The organism is Vicinamibacterales bacterium, assembly GCA_041659285.1.
Classification (GTDB): domain Bacteria; phylum Acidobacteriota; class Vicinamibacteria; order Vicinamibacterales; family UBA2999; genus 12-FULL-67-14b.
On sequence record JBAZYO010000007.1, the window covers coordinates 83,322 to 103,497 of the forward strand.

The 20,176-nt window shown below is 68.4% G+C and carries 15 protein-coding genes and 1 tRNA gene; 10 read left to right on the top strand and 6 right to left on the bottom strand.

Annotation, left to right across the window (positions count from 1 at the left end; translation table 11 throughout):
• Positions 1–164: 164 nt before the first annotated feature.
• Positions 165–240: transfer RNA gene (locus tag WC815_12995), tRNA-Lys, on the bottom strand.
• Between the two features lie 128 nt (positions 241–368).
• Complete coding sequence (locus tag WC815_13000; protein MFA5909688.1) at positions 369–2,096, bottom strand: NAD-dependent malic enzyme; 1,728 nt, start codon at positions 2,094–2,096, stop codon at positions 369–371.
• Positions 2,097–2,279: 183 nt separating this feature from the next.
• Here WC815_13000 and WC815_13005 point away from each other — a divergent pair, with 183 nt between their 5' ends.
• From WC815_13005 to WC815_13020, 4 genes are all read left to right on the top strand, one after another.
• The gene (locus WC815_13005; GenBank protein MFA5909689.1) at positions 2,280–3,176 is read left to right on the top strand and encodes a DUF1259 domain-containing protein; all 897 of its coding nucleotides are present in this window, start codon (positions 2,280–2,282) and stop codon (positions 3,174–3,176) included.
• Positions 3,177–3,252: 76 nt separating this feature from the next.
• On the top strand, positions 3,253–3,594 hold the full coding sequence (locus WC815_13010) for a PadR family transcriptional regulator (GenBank protein ID MFA5909690.1): 342 nt from the start codon (positions 3,253–3,255) through the stop codon (positions 3,592–3,594).
• The gene (locus WC815_13015) at positions 3,591–6,242 is read left to right on the top strand and encodes an ABC transporter permease (protein ID MFA5909691.1); all 2,652 of its coding nucleotides are present in this window, start codon (positions 3,591–3,593) and stop codon (positions 6,240–6,242) included. The genes WC815_13010 and WC815_13015 overlap by 4 nt, the downstream gene beginning before the upstream one ends.
• A 43-nt stretch (positions 6,243–6,285) precedes the next feature.
• A complete protein-coding gene (locus tag WC815_13020) occupies positions 6,286–6,765 on the top strand; it encodes a DinB family protein (GenBank protein MFA5909692.1) in 480 nt (159 codons plus the stop codon).
• 56 nt (positions 6,766–6,821) lie between these two features.
• Here the strand turns inward: WC815_13020 and WC815_13025 are convergent, their stop codons facing one another.
• Complete coding sequence (locus tag WC815_13025) at positions 6,822–8,552, bottom strand: creatininase family protein (protein MFA5909693.1); 1,731 nt, start codon at positions 8,550–8,552, stop codon at positions 6,822–6,824.
• A gap of 74 nt (positions 8,553–8,626) precedes the next feature.
• Here WC815_13025 and WC815_13030 point away from each other — a divergent pair, with 74 nt between their 5' ends.
• Positions 8,627–10,189: an alkaline phosphatase family protein gene (locus tag WC815_13030; protein ID MFA5909694.1), complete on the top strand. Its 1,563-nt coding sequence runs from the start codon at positions 8,627–8,629 to the stop codon at positions 10,187–10,189.
• An 82-nt stretch (positions 10,190–10,271) separates the two neighbouring features.
• On the opposite strand, the gene WC815_13035 is transcribed toward WC815_13030, so the two are convergent.
• The 3 genes from WC815_13035 to WC815_13045 form a co-directional block, all read right to left on the bottom strand.
• A complete protein-coding gene (locus WC815_13035; protein ID MFA5909695.1) occupies positions 10,272–12,629 on the bottom strand; it encodes a S9 family peptidase in 2,358 nt (785 codons plus the stop codon).
• 81 nt (positions 12,630–12,710) lie between these two features.
• Entirely contained in the window at positions 12,711–13,922 is a 1,212-nt protein-coding gene (locus tag WC815_13040; protein ID MFA5909696.1) for an NADP-dependent isocitrate dehydrogenase, read from the bottom strand.
• A gap of 78 nt (positions 13,923–14,000) precedes the next feature.
• The gene (locus WC815_13045; GenBank protein ID MFA5909697.1) at positions 14,001–15,506 is read right to left on the bottom strand and encodes a hypothetical protein; all 1,506 of its coding nucleotides are present in this window, start codon (positions 15,504–15,506) and stop codon (positions 14,001–14,003) included.
• A gap of 126 nt (positions 15,507–15,632) precedes the next feature.
• On the opposite strand from WC815_13045, the gene WC815_13050 reads away from it, so the two are divergent.
• The 5 genes from WC815_13050 (at position 15,633) to WC815_13070 (ending at position 20,143) form a co-directional block, all read left to right on the top strand.
• On the top strand, positions 15,633–16,595 hold the full coding sequence (locus tag WC815_13050) for a DPP IV N-terminal domain-containing protein (GenBank protein MFA5909698.1): 963 nt from the start codon (positions 15,633–15,635) through the stop codon (positions 16,593–16,595).
• A gap of 65 nt (positions 16,596–16,660) precedes the next feature.
• Positions 16,661–16,852: a hypothetical protein gene (locus WC815_13055; protein ID MFA5909699.1), complete on the top strand. Its 192-nt coding sequence runs from the start codon at positions 16,661–16,663 to the stop codon at positions 16,850–16,852.
• Between the two features lie 8 nt (positions 16,853–16,860).
• Positions 16,861–18,231, top strand: a complete 1,371-nt coding sequence (locus WC815_13060) for an alpha/beta fold hydrolase (GenBank protein ID MFA5909700.1) — start codon at positions 16,861–16,863, stop codon at positions 18,229–18,231.
• Positions 18,228–18,962: an ATP-binding cassette domain-containing protein gene (locus WC815_13065; GenBank protein MFA5909701.1), complete on the top strand. Its 735-nt coding sequence runs from the start codon at positions 18,228–18,230 to the stop codon at positions 18,960–18,962. The genes WC815_13060 and WC815_13065 overlap by 4 nt, the downstream gene beginning before the upstream one ends.
• Complete coding sequence (locus tag WC815_13070) at positions 18,959–20,143, top strand: ABC transporter permease (GenBank protein MFA5909702.1); 1,185 nt, start codon at positions 18,959–18,961, stop codon at positions 20,141–20,143. The genes WC815_13065 and WC815_13070 overlap by 4 nt, the downstream gene beginning before the upstream one ends.
• The last annotated feature ends 33 nt before the right edge of the window (positions 20,144–20,176 follow it).

A 20,176-nucleotide genomic window follows, 5' to 3' on the forward strand; every position in this document is an offset into this window, starting at 1 on the left:
ATTCCTGCGTGCCGCCGACGAAATCCAAGGCCGTAAGTCGTTGATTGTGTGGGAGGCGAGAATTGGTGAGCCCGCTCGGAATCGACCAGGTTCAGGCGAGGCCGAAGGCCGATGCCGCTTGGCTGATGACTAGCGGAATCGCCAATTCGAGCCGTGGCGAGAATTGGTGAGCCCGCTCGGAATCGAACCGAGAACCAACAGATTAAGAGTCTGCTGCTCTGCCAGTTGAGCTACGGGCCCACTTTGGGGTGGGTCGCACGGCGCCGACGCCGCGCGACTGGCTTGCCCGCCGAAGCCTCCCACTGGAAGCGGTCCGCGACGCCGGGCAAACATTGACTATAGCAAAGACGGGGGCACTGATGCCAGCGTCAACGCTCGATGGCCCGCGGCCCTTCGTATCGAACCGGCCGGTACGTCGGCTGCCACATCGCGCGGCGGACCGTCGCATCCAGGTCGGGCAGGATCTCCGCTGACGCGTGGCCCTCGGCCACGGCGCGGCGGATCACGGCGCAGGCGACGGCGTGCGAGCAGTCGCGGATGCGCGTGAGGTGCGGGTAAACCGCACCCTCGTCCAGGTCCGCCTGGCCCACCAGGCCCGCCAGCGTCCGCGCCGCGTCCAGGAACATGGCGTCGGTGACGCGCCGGACGCGTCCCACCCACAACCCCAGTCCGACGCCCGGAAAGATGAACGCGTTGTTCCCCTGCCCGATGCGATACCGGCGGCCCTCGTGGACGACCGGCCCGAACGGGCTGCCGGTGGCGACAATGGCGCGGCCGTCGGACCACTGGATCGCCTGCGCCGCCGTGCACTCGGCCTTGCTGGTGGGGTTCGACAACGGAAACACCACCGGACGGTCGTTGACCGCGGCCATCGCGCGCACGACGACTTCCGTGAACAGGCCGGCCGCGCCCGACGTGCCGATCAGCACGGTTGGCTTGACGTTGCGAATGGTCTCTTCCAGCGTGATGCGCCCGCGATCCTGGCACACGTAAGCGGCCACTTCTTCAACCGGCCTCGCATACGCCGCCTTGAAATCCTCCAGGCCCTCGCGTGCCGTGGTCACGAGCCCGCGGCTGTCGACGGTGGAAATGCGCCGCCGTGCTTCGTCGGCGGACAGCCCCGCCTCCCGCAGCGCCGAGACAAACAGACCGGCAATCCCCTGCGCCGACGCGCCCGCGCCGCCGAGCACGATGCGCTGGTCGCGCATCGCCTGGCCGTTCATCCGCAGCGCCGCGTAGACGCCGGCGACGACGACGGACGCCGTGCCCTGGATGTCGTCGTTGAAGGTGCACAAGCGATCGCGGAAGCGCGAGAGCTGGTGAATCGCGTTGGCCTTGAGGAAGTCTTCCCACTGGAGCACGGCGTCGGGGTAGACGCGCATCACGCCGTCCACGAACCGGTCGATGAAGTCCTGGTACTCCGCGCCGCGGATGCGCTTGTGCCGCAGGCCGAGATACAGCGGGTCGTTGAGCCGCGTCTCGTTGTCGGTGCCGACGTCGAGCATGATGGGCAGCGTCAAGGACGGAGGAATCCCGGCGCACGCGGTGTAGAGCGACAGCTTCCCGGCGGGAATGCCCATGCCGCCAATCCCCTGGTCGCCGAGGCCGAGAATCCGCTCCCCGTCGGTGACCACAATCACGGCCGGCGGACGCCCGTGATTGCGGAGGATGGCGTCGATGCGATCGCGCTGCTCGTAGGCAATGTAGAGGCCCCGCGCGCGGCGATAGATGTGTGAGTACTGCTGGCACGCCTCGCCGACCACCGGCGTATAGACGATCGGCATCATCTCGTCGATATGGTCGTGCAACAGCCGGAAGAACAGCGTCTCGTTGCGGTCCTGCAGGCTGGTCAGGTGGATGTAGCGTTCGAGGGGCGTGCCCTTGGCGCGATGGTTCTCGTAGACCCGCGCCAGTTGCTGGTCCATGGTGCTGATGGCCGGCGGCACCAGTCCGTCAAGGCCCAGGGCTTCACGTTCGGCGGCGGAAAATGCGGTGCTCTTGTTCGTCAGGGGATCCCGAAGCAGCGCCTCGCCACGCTCGGACACCGCGATGTACTCCTCGCCCGTGACGCTGTCGTGCCCGATCGACCACTCCATGCCTCCAGTTTAAGGCTTGAGCGACCGCAAGTAGTGGACGAGATTCCAAATCTCCGGCGCGGGGATGCGCTGGGGTACAGTGTCAGGCCGACGGCAAGATCGTCGCCGCTGGGTTCAGCCGCAACGGCAGCCACCTCGAACTGGCCGTGGTTCGCGTGCTCGGCAATTAGGTTGGAGGAATTCATGAAGAAGGTCTTCTCGGTCACGCTCATCGTCGCGTTCCTGCTCGCCCTCGCCACCCTGGCGTCCGCCCAGGACCTGCCGGCCGACTACCAGGCAGTGATGACGACGCTGGGCAGGACCGGCGACTTCAAGGACGCCGTGCTCAAGGTCAACGTCCCGCGCGGAGACTTGCGGGTCACCATCGGCAAGCGGCCGGCGCCGACGCCCTTCGGGTTTGGCGGCTGGGTGGCGTTCACCAAGGCCACCGGCGGCGCCGACGTGATGATGGGCGACCTCGTGCTGACCGAAGACGAAGTGAACCCGGTGATGTCGGCCCTGCTCGACAACGGCCTCGACGTCACCGCGCTGCACAACCACTTCTTCTGGGAGCAGCCGCGCATCTTCTACATGCACGTGCACGGTCACGGGCAGGCCGCCGATTTGGCGAAGCGCCTGAAGCCGGCCATCTCGCTGATCGACGCCGCCATCAAGGCGGCGCCCGCCGCCGCCCCCTCGACGCCCGCGGCCACCGCCGCGACGCTCGACACCAAGGCGCTGGCCGCGATCGTCGGCCACGACGGCGAGCAGAACGGTCCCGTGTTCAAGAACACCATCGGCCGGCCGGAGATCGATGTTCGCGAGCACGGCGCCCGCATCAACGCCCGCATGGGCCTCAACACGTGGGCCGCATTCACCGGCGCCGACGCCGACGCAATGGTGGCCGGCGACGTCGCCATGCGCGACGCCGAGGTCACGCCGGTGCTGAAGGCGCTGCGGGCCGGCGGCCTCGACGTGGTCGCCATCCACCACCACATGACCGGCGTGCAGCCGGGCGTGATCTTCCTGCACTACTTCGGGCAGGGCCCCGCCGCAAAGCTGGCGCAGGCGGTCCGCGCCGCGGTCGACCTCACGAAGTAACCGGCACCGCCATTCGCCCGGGGAACTCCCCGCCTCGGGCGCTCGTATGGTATACATGTCGAGAGACGACATGTCGATGGATAGAACAGACAGGAAAGAGCTCCTCAACGGCACCCTGGATCTGCTGATCCTCAAGACCCTGGACACCATGGGCGCCCTGCACGGCTACGGCATTGCCCGCCGCATCGAGCAGATGTCGGCCAGCGTGATGCGGCTCAGCCAGGGCTCGATCTACCCCGCCCTCATGCGGCTCGAGCAGCAAGGCTGGATCGCCACGAAGTGGGGCGTGTCGGAGACCAATCGCAAGGTGAAGTTCTACGCGCTCACCAGGGCCGGCGCGAAGCAGTTGCGGGTCGAGGTGGCCAACTGGGAACAGGCCACCGCGCTGGTGGCGCGCATCCTCGGGGCCAAGGCGTGAGCCTCCGCCGCCTCGCCCACCGCTGGCTGGCGCTGATCCGCCAGGGCCGGCTCGATCGCGAACTGGACGATGAGGTGCTGGCGCACCTGGAGATGGCGGAACAGGACGGCCTCGCCCGCGGGCTGACGCCGGACGAGGCGCGCCGCGAAGCCCGGCTCGCCTTCGGCGGCATCCCGCAGATGAAAGAAGTCCATCGCGACGACCGCAGCGCGCGGTGGGTCGAGAACTTCATCAACGACACGCGCCATGGCATCGCCGCGCTCAGGCGCGACCCCGCCTTCACCCTGGTCGCGGTCGGCGTGCTGGCGCTCGGCATCGGCGCCAACACCGCGATGTTCAGCCTGGTGGATGGCGTGCTGTTCAAGCCGCTCCCCTTCCCCAACCCCGAACGCATCGTCCGCTTGTGGGAAGCGCCCTCGGCGACCACGCGCAACTCCACGACCACGCGCAACTTCGTCGAGTTCAAGCGGCAGAACCGGTCGTTCGCGGCGCTGTCGGCCGAGTCGTTGTCCACCGCCACGGTGTCGATCAACGGCGAGCCCACGCGCCTGAACGGGCGAGACGTGTCGGCGGATCATTTCACGGTGTTCGGCGTGCAGCCGATCCTGGGCCGCGCCTTCAGGGCGGATGAAGATCAGCCCGGCGCCGACCGGGTGATCATGCTGAGCCACGCCGCGTGGCAACAGCACTTCGGCGGCGACCGCGGCATTCTCGGCCGCACCGTGCTGCTCGACAACGAGCCCTACCAGGTGATCGGCGTCTTGCCCCCGGGCGCCTTCGACCGCGACCGGGCGCGGCCGCTGGAAGCGCCCGCGAGCTTCTGGCGATTGAACGCGTTCACGGCGGAGGAACTGGCGGCGAGCAGCCATTGGCTGAACCCGGTGGGGCGCCTCAAGCCGGGCGTCACGATCGCGCAGGCGCAGGAAGACATGCTCGCCGTTCGCGCGCGCATCGCGGACGTGATTCCGCAGTGGAAGCAGGACTGGAGCGTGACGGTCGAGCCGTTCGACCAGCTGCTGGTCGGGGATCGCCTGCGCCAGTCGATCTACGTGGCGCTGGGCGCCGTCGTGCTCGTGCTGCTGATCGCGTGCGCGAACATCACCAACCTGCTGCTGGCGCAGGGCGCCGCGCGCCAGAAGGAAATGGCCGTTCGCGCCGCGCTTGGCGCCAGCCGCGGCCGCATTGCCGCCCAGTTGCTGGCGGAAAGTTTGGTGCTCGGCCTCCTCGGTGGTGCCGCCGGCGTGGGCCTGGCCGCCGTCCTGATCCAGGCGGCGGTGCCGTTGTTGCCGGCCATGCCCTTCACGGCCGACGTCACCCTCAACCTGCGCGTGCTCGCCTTTGCCACCGCCACCGCGCTGGCGGTGTCGGTGCTGGTGGGGTTGTGGCCGGCCATCAGGGTCTCCACCGGTCCGGCGGCGGCCGCGCTCAACAACGCCGCCCGCGGCTCGTCCGGGGCGCACGATGGCGCCCGGCGACTGATCGTCGCGGCCGAAGTCGCGGTTTCGGTGGTTCTGATCTGCGGCGCCTTCCTGCTGTTCAAGAGCCTGGTGCGCCTGCAGCAGGTGGACATCGGGGCTCGCCTCGATCACGTGATCACGATGTCGATCGACCTGCCGCGTGACCGCTACCCGAGCGGCAATCACCTGGCGGCGTTCTATCCAACGCTGGTCGAGCGCCTCAACGCCGTACCTGGTGTTGACTCCGCTTCCGTCTCCGGCGACGTGCCGCTCGAAGGCACGGGCGGCGAGAACCTGCGGATGCCGGGGCGCGACGATCGCCTGCTGGTGCGATTCAAGCGGGCCGACGCGGCGTATTTCTCCACCCTCGGCATCCCGGTCGTCGCCGGCCGCGGCTTCACGCCGGAGGATCGCGTGGGCGCGCCTTACGTCGTGGTGATCAACGAGGCGCTGGCCCGCCGGCTCCAGGATCGGTTCGGGGTTAACAACCCGGTGGGACAGGCCGTGGACCTGCCCGCGCTGGGATTCGGCCGCGACCGCCGCGCCGTGATGACCGTGGTCGGCGTGATTGGCAACGAGCGCGTGCAGAGCGACTTGCGCGCGCCGGTCGACGAGATCGCCTACGTGCCGATTGCACAAGCGCCCCGCATGCAGATCAAGCTGGCCGTGCGCACGCACGGCGACGCCGCCGCGGCCGTGCCGGCCATTCGCGAGGCGGTGCGGCAGCTCGACGCGCGGCTGGCGCTCGCGGACGTGCGCACCATGGAGCAGATTTGGGAGCGCAGCCTCTCCGGGTTGAAAGAGCCGGTCTGGCTGATTGGGATCTTCGCGGCGATCTCGGCGCTGCTGGCCGCGCTCGGCCTCTACGGCGTGCTCGCCCACTCGGTCGCGCGGCAGCGGCGCGAGATCGGAATTCGCATGGCCCTCGGCGCGCGCGCGAATGACGTGCTGGCCTTCGTGGCGCGCGGCACGCTGACCATGGTCGGGCTGGGATTGGTGACGGGGCTCGCGGGAGCAATGGCGCTCACGCGCGTCACCACCAGCCTGTTGTTCGAAGTCTCCGCGCTCGACCCCTGGGCCTTCATCGCCGGCGGCGCGGCGATGGCCACGGTCGCGCTGGCCGCGGCGCTGGTCCCCGCCCGCCGCGCCACGCGGATCGATCCGGCCACGGCCTTGCACAGAGAAGCGTAGCCCGGCCGCGGAACCGGCGGCCCGGCAGGGCATCCTATGGGGCATGGCGTTCAACGAACTGCTCGTCAGCCCGGTCTCGTATGCGCCGCCCGCCCACGTGCTCGAGGGCCTGTCGGATGTGGAGGCCGTTCGCCGGATCGACGGCATCCCGCACGCAGTGGCCGAGCTGGTCGCGCACCTGTCGTTCTGGCAGGAATGGTTCCTGGATCGTTGCCGGGGAACGGCAACGCCGATGGCGAAGCACGCGACCGACGGCTGGCCGCCGGCGCCGCCGGGATGCTGGGACGAAACGCGGAGGCGCTTTCTCGAGGGATTGCGGCAAGCCGCGGCGGTGGGCTCAAAGGCGGATCGCCTGGCCCGGCCGCTCTCACCCGCCATTGAATCGCCGCGCCTGTCTCATTACACCGTGCGCGATGCGCTGACGCACGTCGCCGTGCACAACGCGCATCACCTCGGACAGGTCGTGGTGTTGAGGCAATTGCTCGGCCGTTGGCCCCCGCCGTCCGGCAGCTGGACCTGGTAAAGCCAACCCGAGATCGGGAGATCAGAAGACTTTTCTCCTGATCTCCTGGCCTCCTGTTAGTACCCGCGCGGGTTGCCGCCGCGGCCTCTCGGTTGCGGCGGGTTCTTCAGAAGCTTGTACTGCGCAATGGCCGCGTTCACCTTGAACTCGATGCCCATGCGGCCGATTTCAGCGGTGGCCTTCATCGGATCACCGGACACGCCCGAGTCTTTCGGTCCGCCCCACGCCATCAGCATGTTCTTGCGGACGCCCGCCGGGTTCACGTGCAGCATCTGCGCGGTGTCGCTGATGCCGGCGTGCGAACCGATCATCTCGTCGTCGTAACCGAACGCCGCCTGCATCCAGGCGCGGTAGTGGACGCGGCCGTCTTCGTAATAGGCGGTCAGCGCGTAGACCTTGGTGGTGCCGCCCTTCCATTCCTCGTTCAGCTTGTTGGCCACCGCGGTCATGCCGGCCTGGTTGCCGCCGCTGTCGCCGATGAACAGGATGTCGGTGGCGCCGTGGGCCTTGAGGCTGCGGGCGGCGGCATCGAGCAGCAGGTCGTAGGCCGGCGACGGCAGCGAGATGGCGCCGGCGTTCTGCCGGTCGGGATCGCCTTCCGGCACGTACTGGATGACCGGGGCGACGAGCGCGTTCTTCAGCCGGCGCGCCATCACGTTCGCGGCATGGGTCACGGTGTAGTTATGCTTGCCCATCACCATGTGGTAGCCGTTCTTCTCGGTGCCGCCGGTCGGGACGATGAACACCGTCTTGCCGGCCTTCATCGCGTCGCGGTTCTCTTCCCATGTCAGCTCGTCGATGAACACGGTGTCGGGCGCCTTGGTCGGCGTCAGGCCCGCGGGCGCGGTCACCATGGTCGGCTGCGGCGGGCCCGCCGGCGCGTTCTGGGGACCGCCGCGACCGCCGCCGCCCCTGGGCGCCTGCGGCGCGGCCACCGGCGGCTCGCTGCCGTCCAACATCCGCTTGACCTGTGCCAGTGCCAGGTCGACCTTGATCTGCAGCAGGGCCTTGCCCACTTCTGGTGTCGACTTCGACTGGTTGTTGCCGCTCACGCCGTTGTTCGGGTAGTCGTTGCCGGTCAGGCGATCGCGGCGAATGTGCTTCGGCGCGACGAACAACAGTTCCGAGGTGTCGAGAATGTTCGCGTGGTTGCCGACCTGGTCGTCGGCCACCTTCAGGTACTTCGCCGCCCACGTGTTCTGCTGCGCGTGCGCCTTGGTGTAGTAGTCGTCCACCCAGTAGGCGGTCGCGGCGCCCTGCCACAAGGCGTTGAGCTTCTCGGCCGCGGCGCGCATGCCGGTGCGGTTGCCGCCCGACTCACCGAGGAACAGGATCTTCTTGAAGCCGCCGGCCTTCAGGCTGCGGCCCGTCATGACCAGCAGCTCGACGAAGCGATCTTCGGGCAGCGTGATGGTGCCCGGCTTGCCCATGTGGCCGCCGGGGTTTTCCCAGCTGCCCTCGGGCACGTAGGTGACGATCGGCGCCACCAGCGTCTTGCCGAGCGCGCGGGCGACCTTGTCGGCCGACCAGGTCATGACGAACTTGTGCTCGCCGTCCACCATGTGCGGCCCCTTCTGCTCGGTACCAGCGGTGCCGACGATCACGCTCGTGGTGCCGGCGGCGACGAGGTCCCGAACCTCGGCCCACGTCAATTCTTCGATGAATACCGTATCGGGCGGCTTGCCCGAAGACATGGTCGCCGGCGCGGTGTCGGGACGCTGCGCGGAGACCGTCAGGACGAACAACACCGGGAGCGCGAAGAGACTGAAAAGCACGCGATTCTTCATGGCGGTAAGCCTACACCGGTTGCGATTGCTTTTGTCACATCGCCCGCGCCACCATGCCAGCAGGAGTTGCCGCAATGCGCCGTTTGTTCGCCGCCCTGTTTGTCTTTGTCCTTCTCCCCGGCTGCGCCGGCGGGCGTGGCGCCGCCTCAGCCCCTGGGTCGCGGCCGGCGCGGCCGCAGCCGACGCCGGCACCGCCGGAAGCCCCGGCGGCCTCGCCGTTGCGCCAGCGCTGGCTCGAGATGTTCGCGCGCGGCTACTTCCCCGGACGCAGCGGCCAGGTGTTCATGGTGCCGCGCGAGGGCGACGTCATCACCGATCACGACCCGCTCTACGTCTTCATGCACGGCTCGCCGTGGGACTACGACACGCGCATCCCGATCCTGTTCCACGGTGCCCCGTTCGTGAAGGCCGGGCAGTGGCCCGACGCCGCGGCGCAGCAGGACATCGCCCCCACCGTTGGCACGCTGATGGGCGCGCCGGCCGCGGCCACCTACACCGGCAGGGTGCTCGCCAATGCCCTTGCGCCCGGGACCGCGCGGCCGCGCGTGGTATCGATCATGGTGCTCGACGCCATGCGCGCCGACTACTTCGACACCTATGCGGCGGTGATGCCGACCCTGTCGCGCCTGCGCCGCGAGGGCGCGTGGTTCGCCGAGGCGCGCGCGACCGTGCTGCCCACCGTGACCGGCGTGGGGCATGCCACCATCGGCACCGGCACCGATCCTCGCGTGCACGGCATCACCGTCAACAACCTGTTCAACCGCGCCACGGGCCGGCCGCAGCCCGCCTACGAAGGGCTCGACCCGCGGGAGTTGATGGCGCTGACGCTGGCCGACACGTGGAACCTCGTCACCGACGGGCAGGCCGTGATCATCGGCCAGGGCGGGGCCATTCGGGCCACCGCCGGCCTGGTCGGCCACGGCTCCTGCCTGGTGGGCGCGAAGAAGGTGCTGGCGGCCAGTTACGGCGGCGCCGATGGCGGATGGGAAACCAACCCGCAGTGCTACACCATGCCGGCGGCACTGAAGCCGCTCGTGGGGCGGCGCGTGTGGGAAGACGCCGGCGGCACCTGGATGGGCCACGACATTGCCAGCGCCTCGAAATTCCGCGCCTCGAGCCTGTTCCAGAAGTTCGAGGGCGAGGCGCTGCGCGCCGTGGTCGGCGCCTCTGGCGCCGGCGCGGACGAGGTCACCGATCTGGTTGTCGTCAACATGAAGGGACCCGACTACGTCGGCCACCAGTACGGACCCGACTCGGCCGAGCTGAAAGAGACGCTGGCCGAGCTCGATCGGCAGGTGACGGCGTACCTGGCGCTCATCGACGGCAAGGCCGGGCCCGGCCGCAGCCTGACGGTGATTACCGCGGACCACGGCACACCGGGCGAGCCGGCGCCGGGGCGCCGGCACTACATCGAGGACATCACGCCGATGATCCACGCGCGCTTCGATCCGGAGGGCAAGATCGTCCAGTACTACGGTGACGCGGCGAACAACCAGATCTACGTCGACACCGCGCGCCTGCGGTCGCTCGGCTTCACGCTGAAGGATGTGACCACCATGCTCGAAGGCCTGGGCTACTTCGCCGCGGCGTTCACCGAGGACGAGGTCAGGGCCGCGCAGGCACGGCTGCCGAAGTAATCCGGCTGAAGCCGGATGCCACATGGATGTAGCGTCCGCCTTTAGGCGGACCTTGTCACGTGGCGTCCGCCTTCAGGCGGACCTATCGCGGCCCGGGCGGCAGGTGCTGGAGAAAGTACCTGGCAATCAGCTTGTAGACGTGGGGCGTGGTGCCGGGGCCTTCGGAGATGCCGTGCGTCCGGTTGGGATAGATCATCGAGTCGAACGGCTTGCCGAGTTCGATCAGGCGGTTCACCAGCTTCTCGGTGCCCTGCGCGTGCACGTTGTCGTCCCCGGAGCCGTGGACGATCAGCAGCTTCCCTTGCAGCCCTGCCGCGAAATTGATCGGCGATCCGATGCGGTAGCCTTCCACGTTCTGCTGCGGCAGGCCCATGTAACGCTCCTGGTAGATGGTGTCGTACAGCTTCTGGTCCGGCACCGGCGCCACCGACACGCCGACCTTGTAGACATCGGGGAACCGGAACATCGCGTTGAGCGTGCCGGAGCCGCCACCGCTCCATCCCCACACGCCAAGGCGACTGCCGTCGAGATAGGGATACTTCGCGACCAGGGCACGCATGGCGGCGGCCTGCTCCTTCGATGACAGGTCCCCCACCGTGCCGTACACGACCTTCCGCCACGCCGCGCCTCTCGGCGCCGGGGTGCCGCGGTTGTCCACGCTCAACACGATGTAACCCGCTTCGGCAAGAGCACGGTGGAACAACATCCGCCCGCCACCCCACGAGTCGTTGACCGTCTGTCCGGCCGGCTCGCCATAGACATGCGAGATCACCGGGTAACGCTTCGCCGGATCGAACGTGGACGGCTTGAGCATCCAGCCGTCGAGCGTGATGCCGCCGCCGATGTCGAGGGTGAAGAACTCCACCGGCGGCCTGAGGACCGGGGCGAGCTTGGTCACCACCGCCGCCGGATCGGTGAGGGCCCGCAGGGACTTGTGTCCCGGCAGGTCAATCACGTCGGTCACCGGCGGGCTGTCGAACCGCGAGTAGGTGTGGAATGCCAAGCGGCCGCCGGGCGCGATGTCGTAGCGATGCGTGCCCGGCTGAATGGCGGGCGTGACCCGTTCGGGCGTGCCGCTGCCGTCCAGCCTCGATCGGTACAGGTAGCGCTGGCCGGCGTTGTGCGGCGAGGCGACAAAGTACAGCCAGCCGCCCTTCTCGTCGAACCCCGCCATCTCGGTGACGTCACCGTCGAACTTCGTGAGCAACCGGCCGGCGCCGCCCTCGCGCGGCACGCGATACACGTGCTGCCAGCCGTCGCGCTCGCTCATCCAGAGGAAGGTGCGACCGCCCTCGATCCACGGCACCTCCTCGACGACATCCACCCAGGTGGTCGACTCATCGCGGAACACGCGTTTCACCTCGCCGTTCCTGATGTCGGACGCCAGGAAGTCGTTGCGGTTCTGCAGGCGGTTCAGCTGCTGGATGGACACGGTGCTGGCGTCGATCCAGTTGAGCCGCGCCAGGTAGCTGTCGCGCGGGTCGCCCTCCGTCTTCACCCACGTGGTGTCGCCGCCGTCGGCGCTCACCACGCCGATGCGCACCGCGGAATTGGTGGTGCCGGCCTTCGGATACGGAATCCGCGTGATGGTCGGATACAGGCTGTCGGTGTTGTTGATCAGCGAGAAGATGCCGACGCCGGTGCTGTCGAACTGCCAGTAGGCAATCGAGCGGCCGTCGGGGCTCCAGCGAAAGCCGTCGCGCACGCCCAGCTCTTCTTCGTAGACCCAGTCGGACGTGCCGTTGATCGTGGTCTCGGATCCATCACGCGTCAGCTGCGTCACCCGGCCGTCGTCGATGCGCTCGACGTAGATGTTGTTGCCGCGCACGTAGCCCACGCGAGTGCCGTCCGGCGAGAACTTGGCGAACATCAGCGACGAAGCCGGCGCGCCGGCGCCCAACTGCTTCAGGCCGCTGCTCTCCCGCCTTCGCCCGGGTACGACGGCATCACGAGCTTCGGCGGGGGAACTCAGGTCGAGCACCCAGTAGTCGCCGCGCGTGTTCTGGCGCCACACCCGCTGCGTGTTGGTAAACACCAGCAGCTTCGCCCCATCGTCCGACCAGGCGTAGTCGTCAATCGACAGGGAAGGATTTGGTGATTGGGTGGTTTGGCGATCTGGAGATTTGGCGTCAGCCGCGGCCTCCGGCATGAGCCGGGAGGCCGGAACCAAGATCGATCGGGCGCCGGTGGCGGCGTCGTAGCGGGCGATGTCCCAGCCCTTGGCGGGCTCGACGGCGCGCTCGACCGTGGTGTAGGCGGTGCCATCGGCCAGCCAGCGGGCCGGACCGAAGCGCGGGAGCGCGAACTCGTTGGCGGAGAAGATGCGGTCGATCTGCTGATCGACCGCCCGCGCGCGCGCATCCTGGCGCGCCGAGATCGGTACCGCCAGCGTCGCCACCGCCATGGCGGCCACCAAGAGTCGGGATGGGCTCAGGGTCATCGTGCAGACATTATCGACGGTGCCGGGGCCGCGCGCGCAGGCGCGGCCCGGCGGCTGGCCAAGTAGTGCCTCGGCGCGGGCCTACATCCTCGCGCGGAGCTCGGTGTCAATCGCGCCCAGGAACTCCTCGGTCGTCAGGTAGGGGTGGTCCGGCCTGATCAGAATCGCGAGGTCCTTGGTCATGCGGCCAGACTCGACGACGTCGACGCACACCTTCTCGACCTTCTCGGCGAACGCCACCACGTCGGGCGTGCCGTCGAAGCGGCCGCGATACTGGAGGCCGCGGGTCCACGCGTAGATCGACGCGATCGGGTTGGTGGACGTCGGCTTGCCCTGCTGGTGCATGCGGTAGTGACGGGTCACGGTGCCGTGCGCGGCCTCGGCCTCCACGGCCTTGCCGTCCGGCGACATCAGCACCGAGGTCATCAGGCCGAGCGAGCCGTAGCCCTGCGCCACGGTGTCGGACTGGACGTCGCCGTCGTAGTTCTTGCAGGCCCACAGGTAGCCGCCGCTCCACTTCAGGTTCGATGCCACCATGTCGTCGATCAGGCGGTGCTCGTAGGTCAGGCCCTGGGCCTCGAACCGCGGCTTGAACTCGGCGTCGTAGACGCGCTGGAAGGTGTTTTTGAACGCGCCGTCATACACCTTGAGGATGGTGTTCTTGGTGGACAGGTAGACCGGATAGTTCCGGCCCAGCGCGTAGGTGAAGCAGGCGCGCGCGAAGCCCTCGATCGAGGCATCGAGGTTGAACATGCCCAGGGCAACGCCGCTGCCCTTGGTCTTGATAATCTCGCGCGAGATGGGCTCGCCGCCGCCGTCGGGCGTCCAACTCAGGGTCAGGGTGCCGGCGCCAGGGAACGTGAAGTCGGTCGCGCGGTAGACGTCGCCGAAGCCGTGGCGGGCGACGACGACCGGCTTGTCCCAGTGTGGCACCAGGCGCGGCACGTTCTTGCAGATGATCGGCTCGCGGAAGATCGTGCCATCGAGGATGTTGCGGATGGTCCCGTTCGGGGACTTCCACATCTGCTTGAGGCCGAACTCCTTGACGCGCGCTTCATCCGGCGTGATGGTCGCGCACTTCACCGCGACCCCGTACTGGCGCGTGGCGTTGGCCGAATCGATCGTGATCTGATCGCCGGTCTTGTCGCGCGCCTCGATGCCGAGGTCGAAGTACTTCAGGTCGATATCGAGATACGGAAGAATGAGCTGCTCGCGAATCTTCTGCCAGATGATGCGCGTCATCTCGTCGCCGTCCATTTCGACGACGGGGTTCTTGACCTTGATCTTGGCCACCGGGGACTCCTTCAATGAGGGCGTAACAGCGGTATTAGTAAACGATAAATGATAGCGCAGGTTGCGGTGCGGGCCCGGTCACAGCGTCTTGAGGAAGGCGATCAGCGCGGCGCGGTCGGCGGCCGAGAGTGACAGCCCGAATCGGTGCCCCTTGACGGCGCGGGTCTTCAGGCCGGTCCCCGTGAAGCCGGTCGGCACGTAGTCGTCGCGGATCCGGCGCGGGTCGAACCAGTCTTCCAGGGTGGCCACCGACCCGTTGTGCTCGAAGGGACCGCGGTACCACACCCCCTTGAGCGAGGGGATCTTGTAGTAACCCGTGCCCCGGCGCGTGGTCATGGTGAGGGCGGGATCGGTGCCCACCCGCGCGTCGAGGATGTCGTACTTCGCCAGGTGCTCGGCGGGCGGCGTGAAGCCGTCGGCGGGCACGAGCTTGTTGGCGGTGTAGAGCGGCGGCGTGTGGCAGCGGGCGCAGCCCGCCGCGGCGAACACCGCCTCGCCGCGGCGCGCGCGGTCATCGCGCGGATTCGGATTGGGCGGCGGCGTCAGGGAATAGATGAACTGCGCCAGCGCGAAGAGCTGCGCGTCCGAGTAGCGATCGCCCGCGCCGTTGAACTCGCCCTTGCCCGGCGGCGCCAGCGTGCGGCCATCGGCCGCGGCCGGGACAAAGCCGCCGTAGTTGCCGAGCACGTCCAGCGTCTGGTTCATCGCCGCATAACGCATCACGTCGGCGACGCCGCGGTGCCGCCCCAGGCCGGTCTTGTCGAGGTAGCGGCGATCGCGCAGGCCAATCAGGTCAGGAATGGCCGGCGGCGCGAACAGGCTCGTCCCCTGACGCACCAGGACGCCTGGCGGCACGGCCGCCAGCGCCGCCTGGAAGGCAGCGGCTGACATCGACTCCAGGCGCGCCGTGCCGGCGGTGTCCCACGGCGTCCCGACCAGGGTGCGAAACACCAGTGGCACCACCGGGGGCGGGAGCGACGGGAGCGCGGCGGCAAAGACCGCATCGAACGGGAAGTTGCCCTGCGCGCCCACAATCGCCGCGCCGTCCGGCATCACCCGCGTGTGGCACATCGCGCACGCCAGGTTGCCGACTTCGACCTTGCCCTTCTCGCGAACCACGTAGCGCGCGAACGGCACCACGCCGTCCTTCGTGATCGGCATCCGGTGACGCGCATACCACTGCGGATCGCGCACCATGTCCACGGTCACGATCGGCCCGCCGTAATCGATGGGCATCTCGAACACCAGCCGTCCGGCCGCGATCCAGTCGGCCTCGCTCCGCAAGGCGGCGGCATCGAACACCCGCGCGGGTGCCGTCGATCGCAACGTCTCGAGGTAGCCGGCCGGTTCCCGGCCCGGGTGGTAGATTGGATAGCTCTTGTAGAGGGTGCGTTCCGGCAGCGCGTAGTAGTAGTCACGCGACACGTGCGTTGGCGAATTCGCCGGCGAGGCCAGCGGCAGCTCGTAGTCGTGCAACATGTCGCCGTCCCAGAACGCCGGGATTGCGGCACCGGACTGCGCGGAGAGAACGGTGACCACGCCCGCCGATAGCACGGCGGCAGTAATCCAGGCGCGAGCTTTCACAGCGGCGATGCTAGCACGCGGTCAGGCGCGCTTGGCGGCGGCATGAAGAAGAGAAGGCGGAAAAACAGGAGAACAGAAGATTCTTCTGAGCTCCTGTTGAGCTTCAGTTCCGGGCTACGCTCAGACATGGGACTCACGCTCGCCAGGGTCGTCGCGCTGGGGCTGGTGCTCGCCGCCTCCACGGTCACGGGCCAGTCGCCGGCCACTCCGCGGATCGTGACGCCGTTTCCCACGGGGCTGTCCGGAACGCTGGCCTTCCAGTCCGACCTGGCGGGACCGGACAACCCGCAGGGCCGCACGCGCCTCTACACCCTGGACCTGGCGACCGGATCGATCGCGGCGATCACGCGCGGCCGCGATCATCGCGACGAAAACCCGCGCTGGTCGCCGGACGGCACGCGCCTCGCTTTCAAATCCAACCGCGGCACCAACAACTACGACCTCTACGTGATGGACGCGAACGGCGGCAACGTGGTCCGCCTGACGGACCATCCCGCCAACGACCAGGACCCGGCGTGGATGCCGGACGGGCAGAGCCTGATCTTCACTTCGGAACGGGACAGCCGCGGCGACCTGTATCGCGTGTGGCTCAGCGATCGCCGGGTGGAGCGCCTCACCCGCAGCTTCGTCGGCCGCGCGATCATGCCCAACGTGTCGCCAGACGGCCGCTCGATTGCGTTTGCGGCGCAGACGCTCGAGCGCCTGAATTTCTGGGATTTCCAGATCCACGTGCTCGACCTCGTCACCGGCCGGAGCCGTGCCCTCGACAACAGCGGCGGCGCCTGCTGGCCCACGTGGTCGCCGGACGGCCAATCGATCGCCAGCGTGTTGCTCGCCACCGAGCCCTCCACCATCCAGGTGCGCCGCGCCGACGGCGGCGGGGCGCGGACCGTGCGCGGCGACGTGTCACGCTGGCACTACTACCCCGAATGGTCGCGCGACGGCCGCCTGCTGGTCATCTCGGTCAGCCCCGCCCACCACGACGGCGAAGACTGGGACCTCGCGGTGGTGGCGCCTGACGACTCGCGTCCCTACCAGCGCCTGACCACCGGCCCCGGCAACGACCGGTTACCGGACTGGAAACCGTAAAACGGAACCTGCTTCTTTTTTTCGGTTTTCGTAAATCTGAAGCAGGTTCATTTACAATCCGAGCCGTGACTCGCCTCACCGTTGTGTGGGCCCTCGTTGGCGGCCTCGTGCTGGCCGGCTGCTCCCCAACCCAGACAGCCCAAGCCACCGATCGCCTGACGCCGTGCACCGGCGACGACACGCCGGTGGACGCCTACTGCGGCGCCCTCAAGGTCTTCGAGAACCGCGCCACAGGCAGGGCCGCCAGATCGACCTGAACATCGTCGTGCTGCCGGCCCTGAGGGCCGATGCCAAGGCCGACCCGCTGTTCTTCCTCGCCGGCGGTCCCGGACAGGGCGCCGCGAAGATGGCCAAGATCGTGCGCGAGCTGTACCGGCGCGTGCAGACCGACCGCGACATCGTGCTCGTCGATCAGCGCGGCACCGGCCGGTCGAATCCGCTCAATTGCGAGTCCAAGGACGATTCGCTCGCGGCCGTCACTGAATCACAGGACTCGATCATGGCCCGTCTCAAGGCGTGCCTGGCCGGCTACGACGCCGACCTCACGCAGTACACGACGGACATCGCCATGGACGACCTCGACGACGTCCGCGCGTTTCTCGGCTACGACCAGATCAACATCTACGGCGGCTCGTACGGCACGCGCGCCGGCCTCGTCTACCTGCGCCGGCACGGCGGCCACGTCCGGGCCGCGGTGCTCGACGGCGTCGCGCCGACCAACATGCGCCTCCCCCTGTTTTTCCCGCGCGACTCGGAGCGCGCCTTCGGCCTGCTGGTGAAAGACTGCGAGGCCGACGCCGGCTGCCGGGCGGCCTACCCCAACCTCGGCGACCGCTTCCGCGCGCTGATGGCGCGCCTGCAGAAGGATCCGCCGCTGGTGAACGTCACGCACCCGCGCACCGGGGATCGCGGCAGCATCCGGATCGAGGCGCGGCTGCTCGCCAACGTCGTCGTGTCGACGCTGTATTCGCCGATCGCCTCGGCCCTCGTGCCGGCCATCATCACGCGCGCCGAACAGGGCGACTTCCAAGGCATGCTCGCGCTCGCCGCCCTGGGCGATTCCGGCGGCGACACCAACATGAGCGTGGGCATGCAACTGTCGGTGATTTGCGCGGAAGACGCGCCGCGGATTTCGGCCGACGACGCGGCGACAGAAACCGCCGGCACCCTGTTCGGGGAATACGTGATGCGCACGCAGCAGGACGCCTGCACCTTCTGGCCGCGCGGCGCGGTGGACGCGTCGTACTACGAGCCGGTCACATCCGCCATCCCCACCCTGGTCCTGTCGGGCGAGATCGATCCGGTGACGCCGCCGGTGTGGGGCGCCGAGACCGCCAGCCACCTCTCGGCGTCGAAGCACGTCATCATGCCGGGCACCGGCCACACCGCCGGCGGCACCGGCTGCGGCCTCCGCATCATTAAGAACTTCATCGACGCCGGCACCACGGACGGCCTCGACACCGCGTGCGCCGAGGCAGTGCGCCGGCCGCCGTTCTTTTTGACACCGGCGGGTCCCGACCCCGGCGCCGGCGCCAACTTGTCGCGCCGAAGCCCGACCGCGGCTACCCAGAAGGGCGAAGGCGGACACCTGTCTCGCCGAAGCCCAATCGGAGCGCAGAAGGGCGAAGGCGGATGATTCGCGTCGAGAACCTGTACAAGCGCTTCGGCGAGGTCGCCGCGGTCGATGGCGTGACGTTCACCGCCGACGACGGCGCGGTGACCGGCCTGCTCGGGCCCAACGGCGCCGGCAAGACGACGACGCTGCGGATGCTGTATACCCTGATGCGGCCCGACGCCGGCCGCATCCTGGTGGACGATGTCGATGCGCTGGCGGATCCGCAGGGGGCGCGGCTGCGGCTCGGCGTGCTGCCCGATTCGTCGGGGCTGTATCCGCGGCTGACGGCGCGCGAGCACAGCCACTACTTCGGCGAGTTGCAGGGCATCACTGGCGCCGACTTGCGGAACCGCACCGAGCACCTGCTGAAGATGCTCGACATGACGTCCATCGCCGATCGCCGCGCGGCCGGCTATTCCCACGGCGAGCGGACCAAGACGGCGCTGGCCCGCGCCATTGTCCACGACCCGAAGAACGTGCTGCTCGACGAGCCCACCAACGGCCTCGACGTGATGAGCACGCGCGCGGTGCGCGACATCATCAGGCGGCTCAAGGGCGAGGGGCATACGGTGCTGTTCTCGAGCCACGTGATGCAGGAAGTGTCGGCGCTCTGCGACACGATTGTGGTGATCGCGCGCGGCAGGATCGTGGCGTCTGGAACCCCCGACGAGTTGCGGGCGCAGACCGGGCACCTCAACCTGGAAGACGCGTTCGTCGCCCTGAGCGGCATCGACCTGGGGTCGCCGTCATGACGGCGTCGGCGATGACCCAGGCGCTGGTCGTGTTCCGCAAGGAACTGAAGGACTGGTCGCGCGACCGCCGCTCCATCCTGACGGCCGTGATCGGCACGCTGATGGGCCCGCTCATTGTCGCCTTCATGTTCAACACGCTCGCCAGCCGCCAGCGGCAGGTCGAGGACGTGTCCATCCCGGTGGTGGGCGCCGAGCACGCGCCCGCCCTGGTGGATTGGCTGAAGCAGCAGCCCGGCATCACGATTACCAGAGGCCCCGCCGATCCCCAAGAAGCGGTGCGCGAGCGGCGCGAAGACGTCGTGGTGGTGATCCCGAAAGACTTCGCGGAGAAGTTCAAGGCGTCGAAGCCGGCGGTGATTCGCCTGGTCGCCGACACCTCGAGCCAGACCACGCGGCCCAAGCTGCAGCGGGTGCGGAGCCTGTTCCAGCGCTACGGCGGGGAAATCGGCAGCCTGCGCCTGGTCGCGCGCGGGGTCAGCCCGGTGGTGGGGACACCGCTGCAGCTCGAAGAGGTCGAGGTGTCGAGCGCCCAGCAACGGGCGGCGCAGATCCTGAGCTTCATTCCGCTGTTCATCATGATGGCGGCGTTCATGGGCGCCATGCAGATCTCCACGGACTCGACCGCCGGCGAGCGCGAGCGCGGATCGCTCGAGGCCCTGCTGGTGAACCCGGCGCCGCGCGGAGCGCTGGCGGCGGGCAAATGGCTGGCCGGCACCGCCACCGCCATGGCCAGCGTGATTCTGTCGGGCGCGCTGCTGCTCGCCATCTTCCAGTCCATCCCGCTGCAGGACCTCGGGCTGCGGTTCCGTCTCGGGCCGCAGGAGCTGATCGGCACGCTCGTCACGGTGTTGCCGCTGTGCCCGTTCATCGTCGCGCTGCAGATGTACCTCGCCACCTTCGCCAAGTCGTTCAAGGAAGCGCAGAGCTACTTGAGCCTGCTGATGATGGTGCAGATGGTGCCGGGCTTCGTGGCGACGATGTACCCGGTCTCGAGCAAGACGTGGATGTACTTCGTGCCATGGGTCGGCCAGCAGGCGCTGCTTACCGACGTGCTCGGCGGCAAGTCGCCGTCGCTGCTGTTCTTCGCGACCGCCGCCCTGCTCAACGTGGCGTTGGCAATGGTGGCGGTGAAGGCGACGACCGGCCTCCTCCACCGCGAGAAGATTATCTTTGGGAGATAGCGGGAGAACGTAAGGCACCCCGCGCAGGGGTGC

Bases quoted from the DNA above. Each gene is read 5' to 3' on its own strand.
- WC815_13000 (MFA5909688.1), bottom strand. From the start codon at position 2,096: ATGGAGTGGTCGATCGGGCACGACAGCGTCACGGGCGAGGAGTACATC.
- WC815_13005 (MFA5909689.1), top strand. From the start codon at position 2,280: ATGAAGAAGGTCTTCTCGGTCACGCTCATCGTCGCGTTCCTGCTCGCC.
- WC815_13010 (MFA5909690.1), top strand. From the start codon at position 3,253: ATGGATAGAACAGACAGGAAAGAGCTCCTCAACGGCACCCTGGATCTG.
- WC815_13020 (MFA5909692.1), top strand. From the start codon at position 6,286: ATGGCGTTCAACGAACTGCTCGTCAGCCCGGTCTCGTATGCGCCGCCC.
- WC815_13025 (MFA5909693.1), bottom strand. From the start codon at position 8,552: ATGAAGAATCGCGTGCTTTTCAGTCTCTTCGCGCTCCCGGTGTTGTTC.
- WC815_13030 (MFA5909694.1), top strand. From the start codon at position 8,627: ATGCGCCGTTTGTTCGCCGCCCTGTTTGTCTTTGTCCTTCTCCCCGGC.
- WC815_13035 (MFA5909695.1), bottom strand. From the start codon at position 12,629: ATGACCCTGAGCCCATCCCGACTCTTGGTGGCCGCCATGGCGGTGGCG.
- WC815_13050 (MFA5909698.1), top strand. From the start codon at position 15,633: ATGGGACTCACGCTCGCCAGGGTCGTCGCGCTGGGGCTGGTGCTCGCC.
- WC815_13065 (MFA5909701.1), top strand. From the start codon at position 18,228: ATGATTCGCGTCGAGAACCTGTACAAGCGCTTCGGCGAGGTCGCCGCG.
- WC815_13070 (MFA5909702.1), top strand. From the start codon at position 18,959: ATGACGGCGTCGGCGATGACCCAGGCGCTGGTCGTGTTCCGCAAGGAA.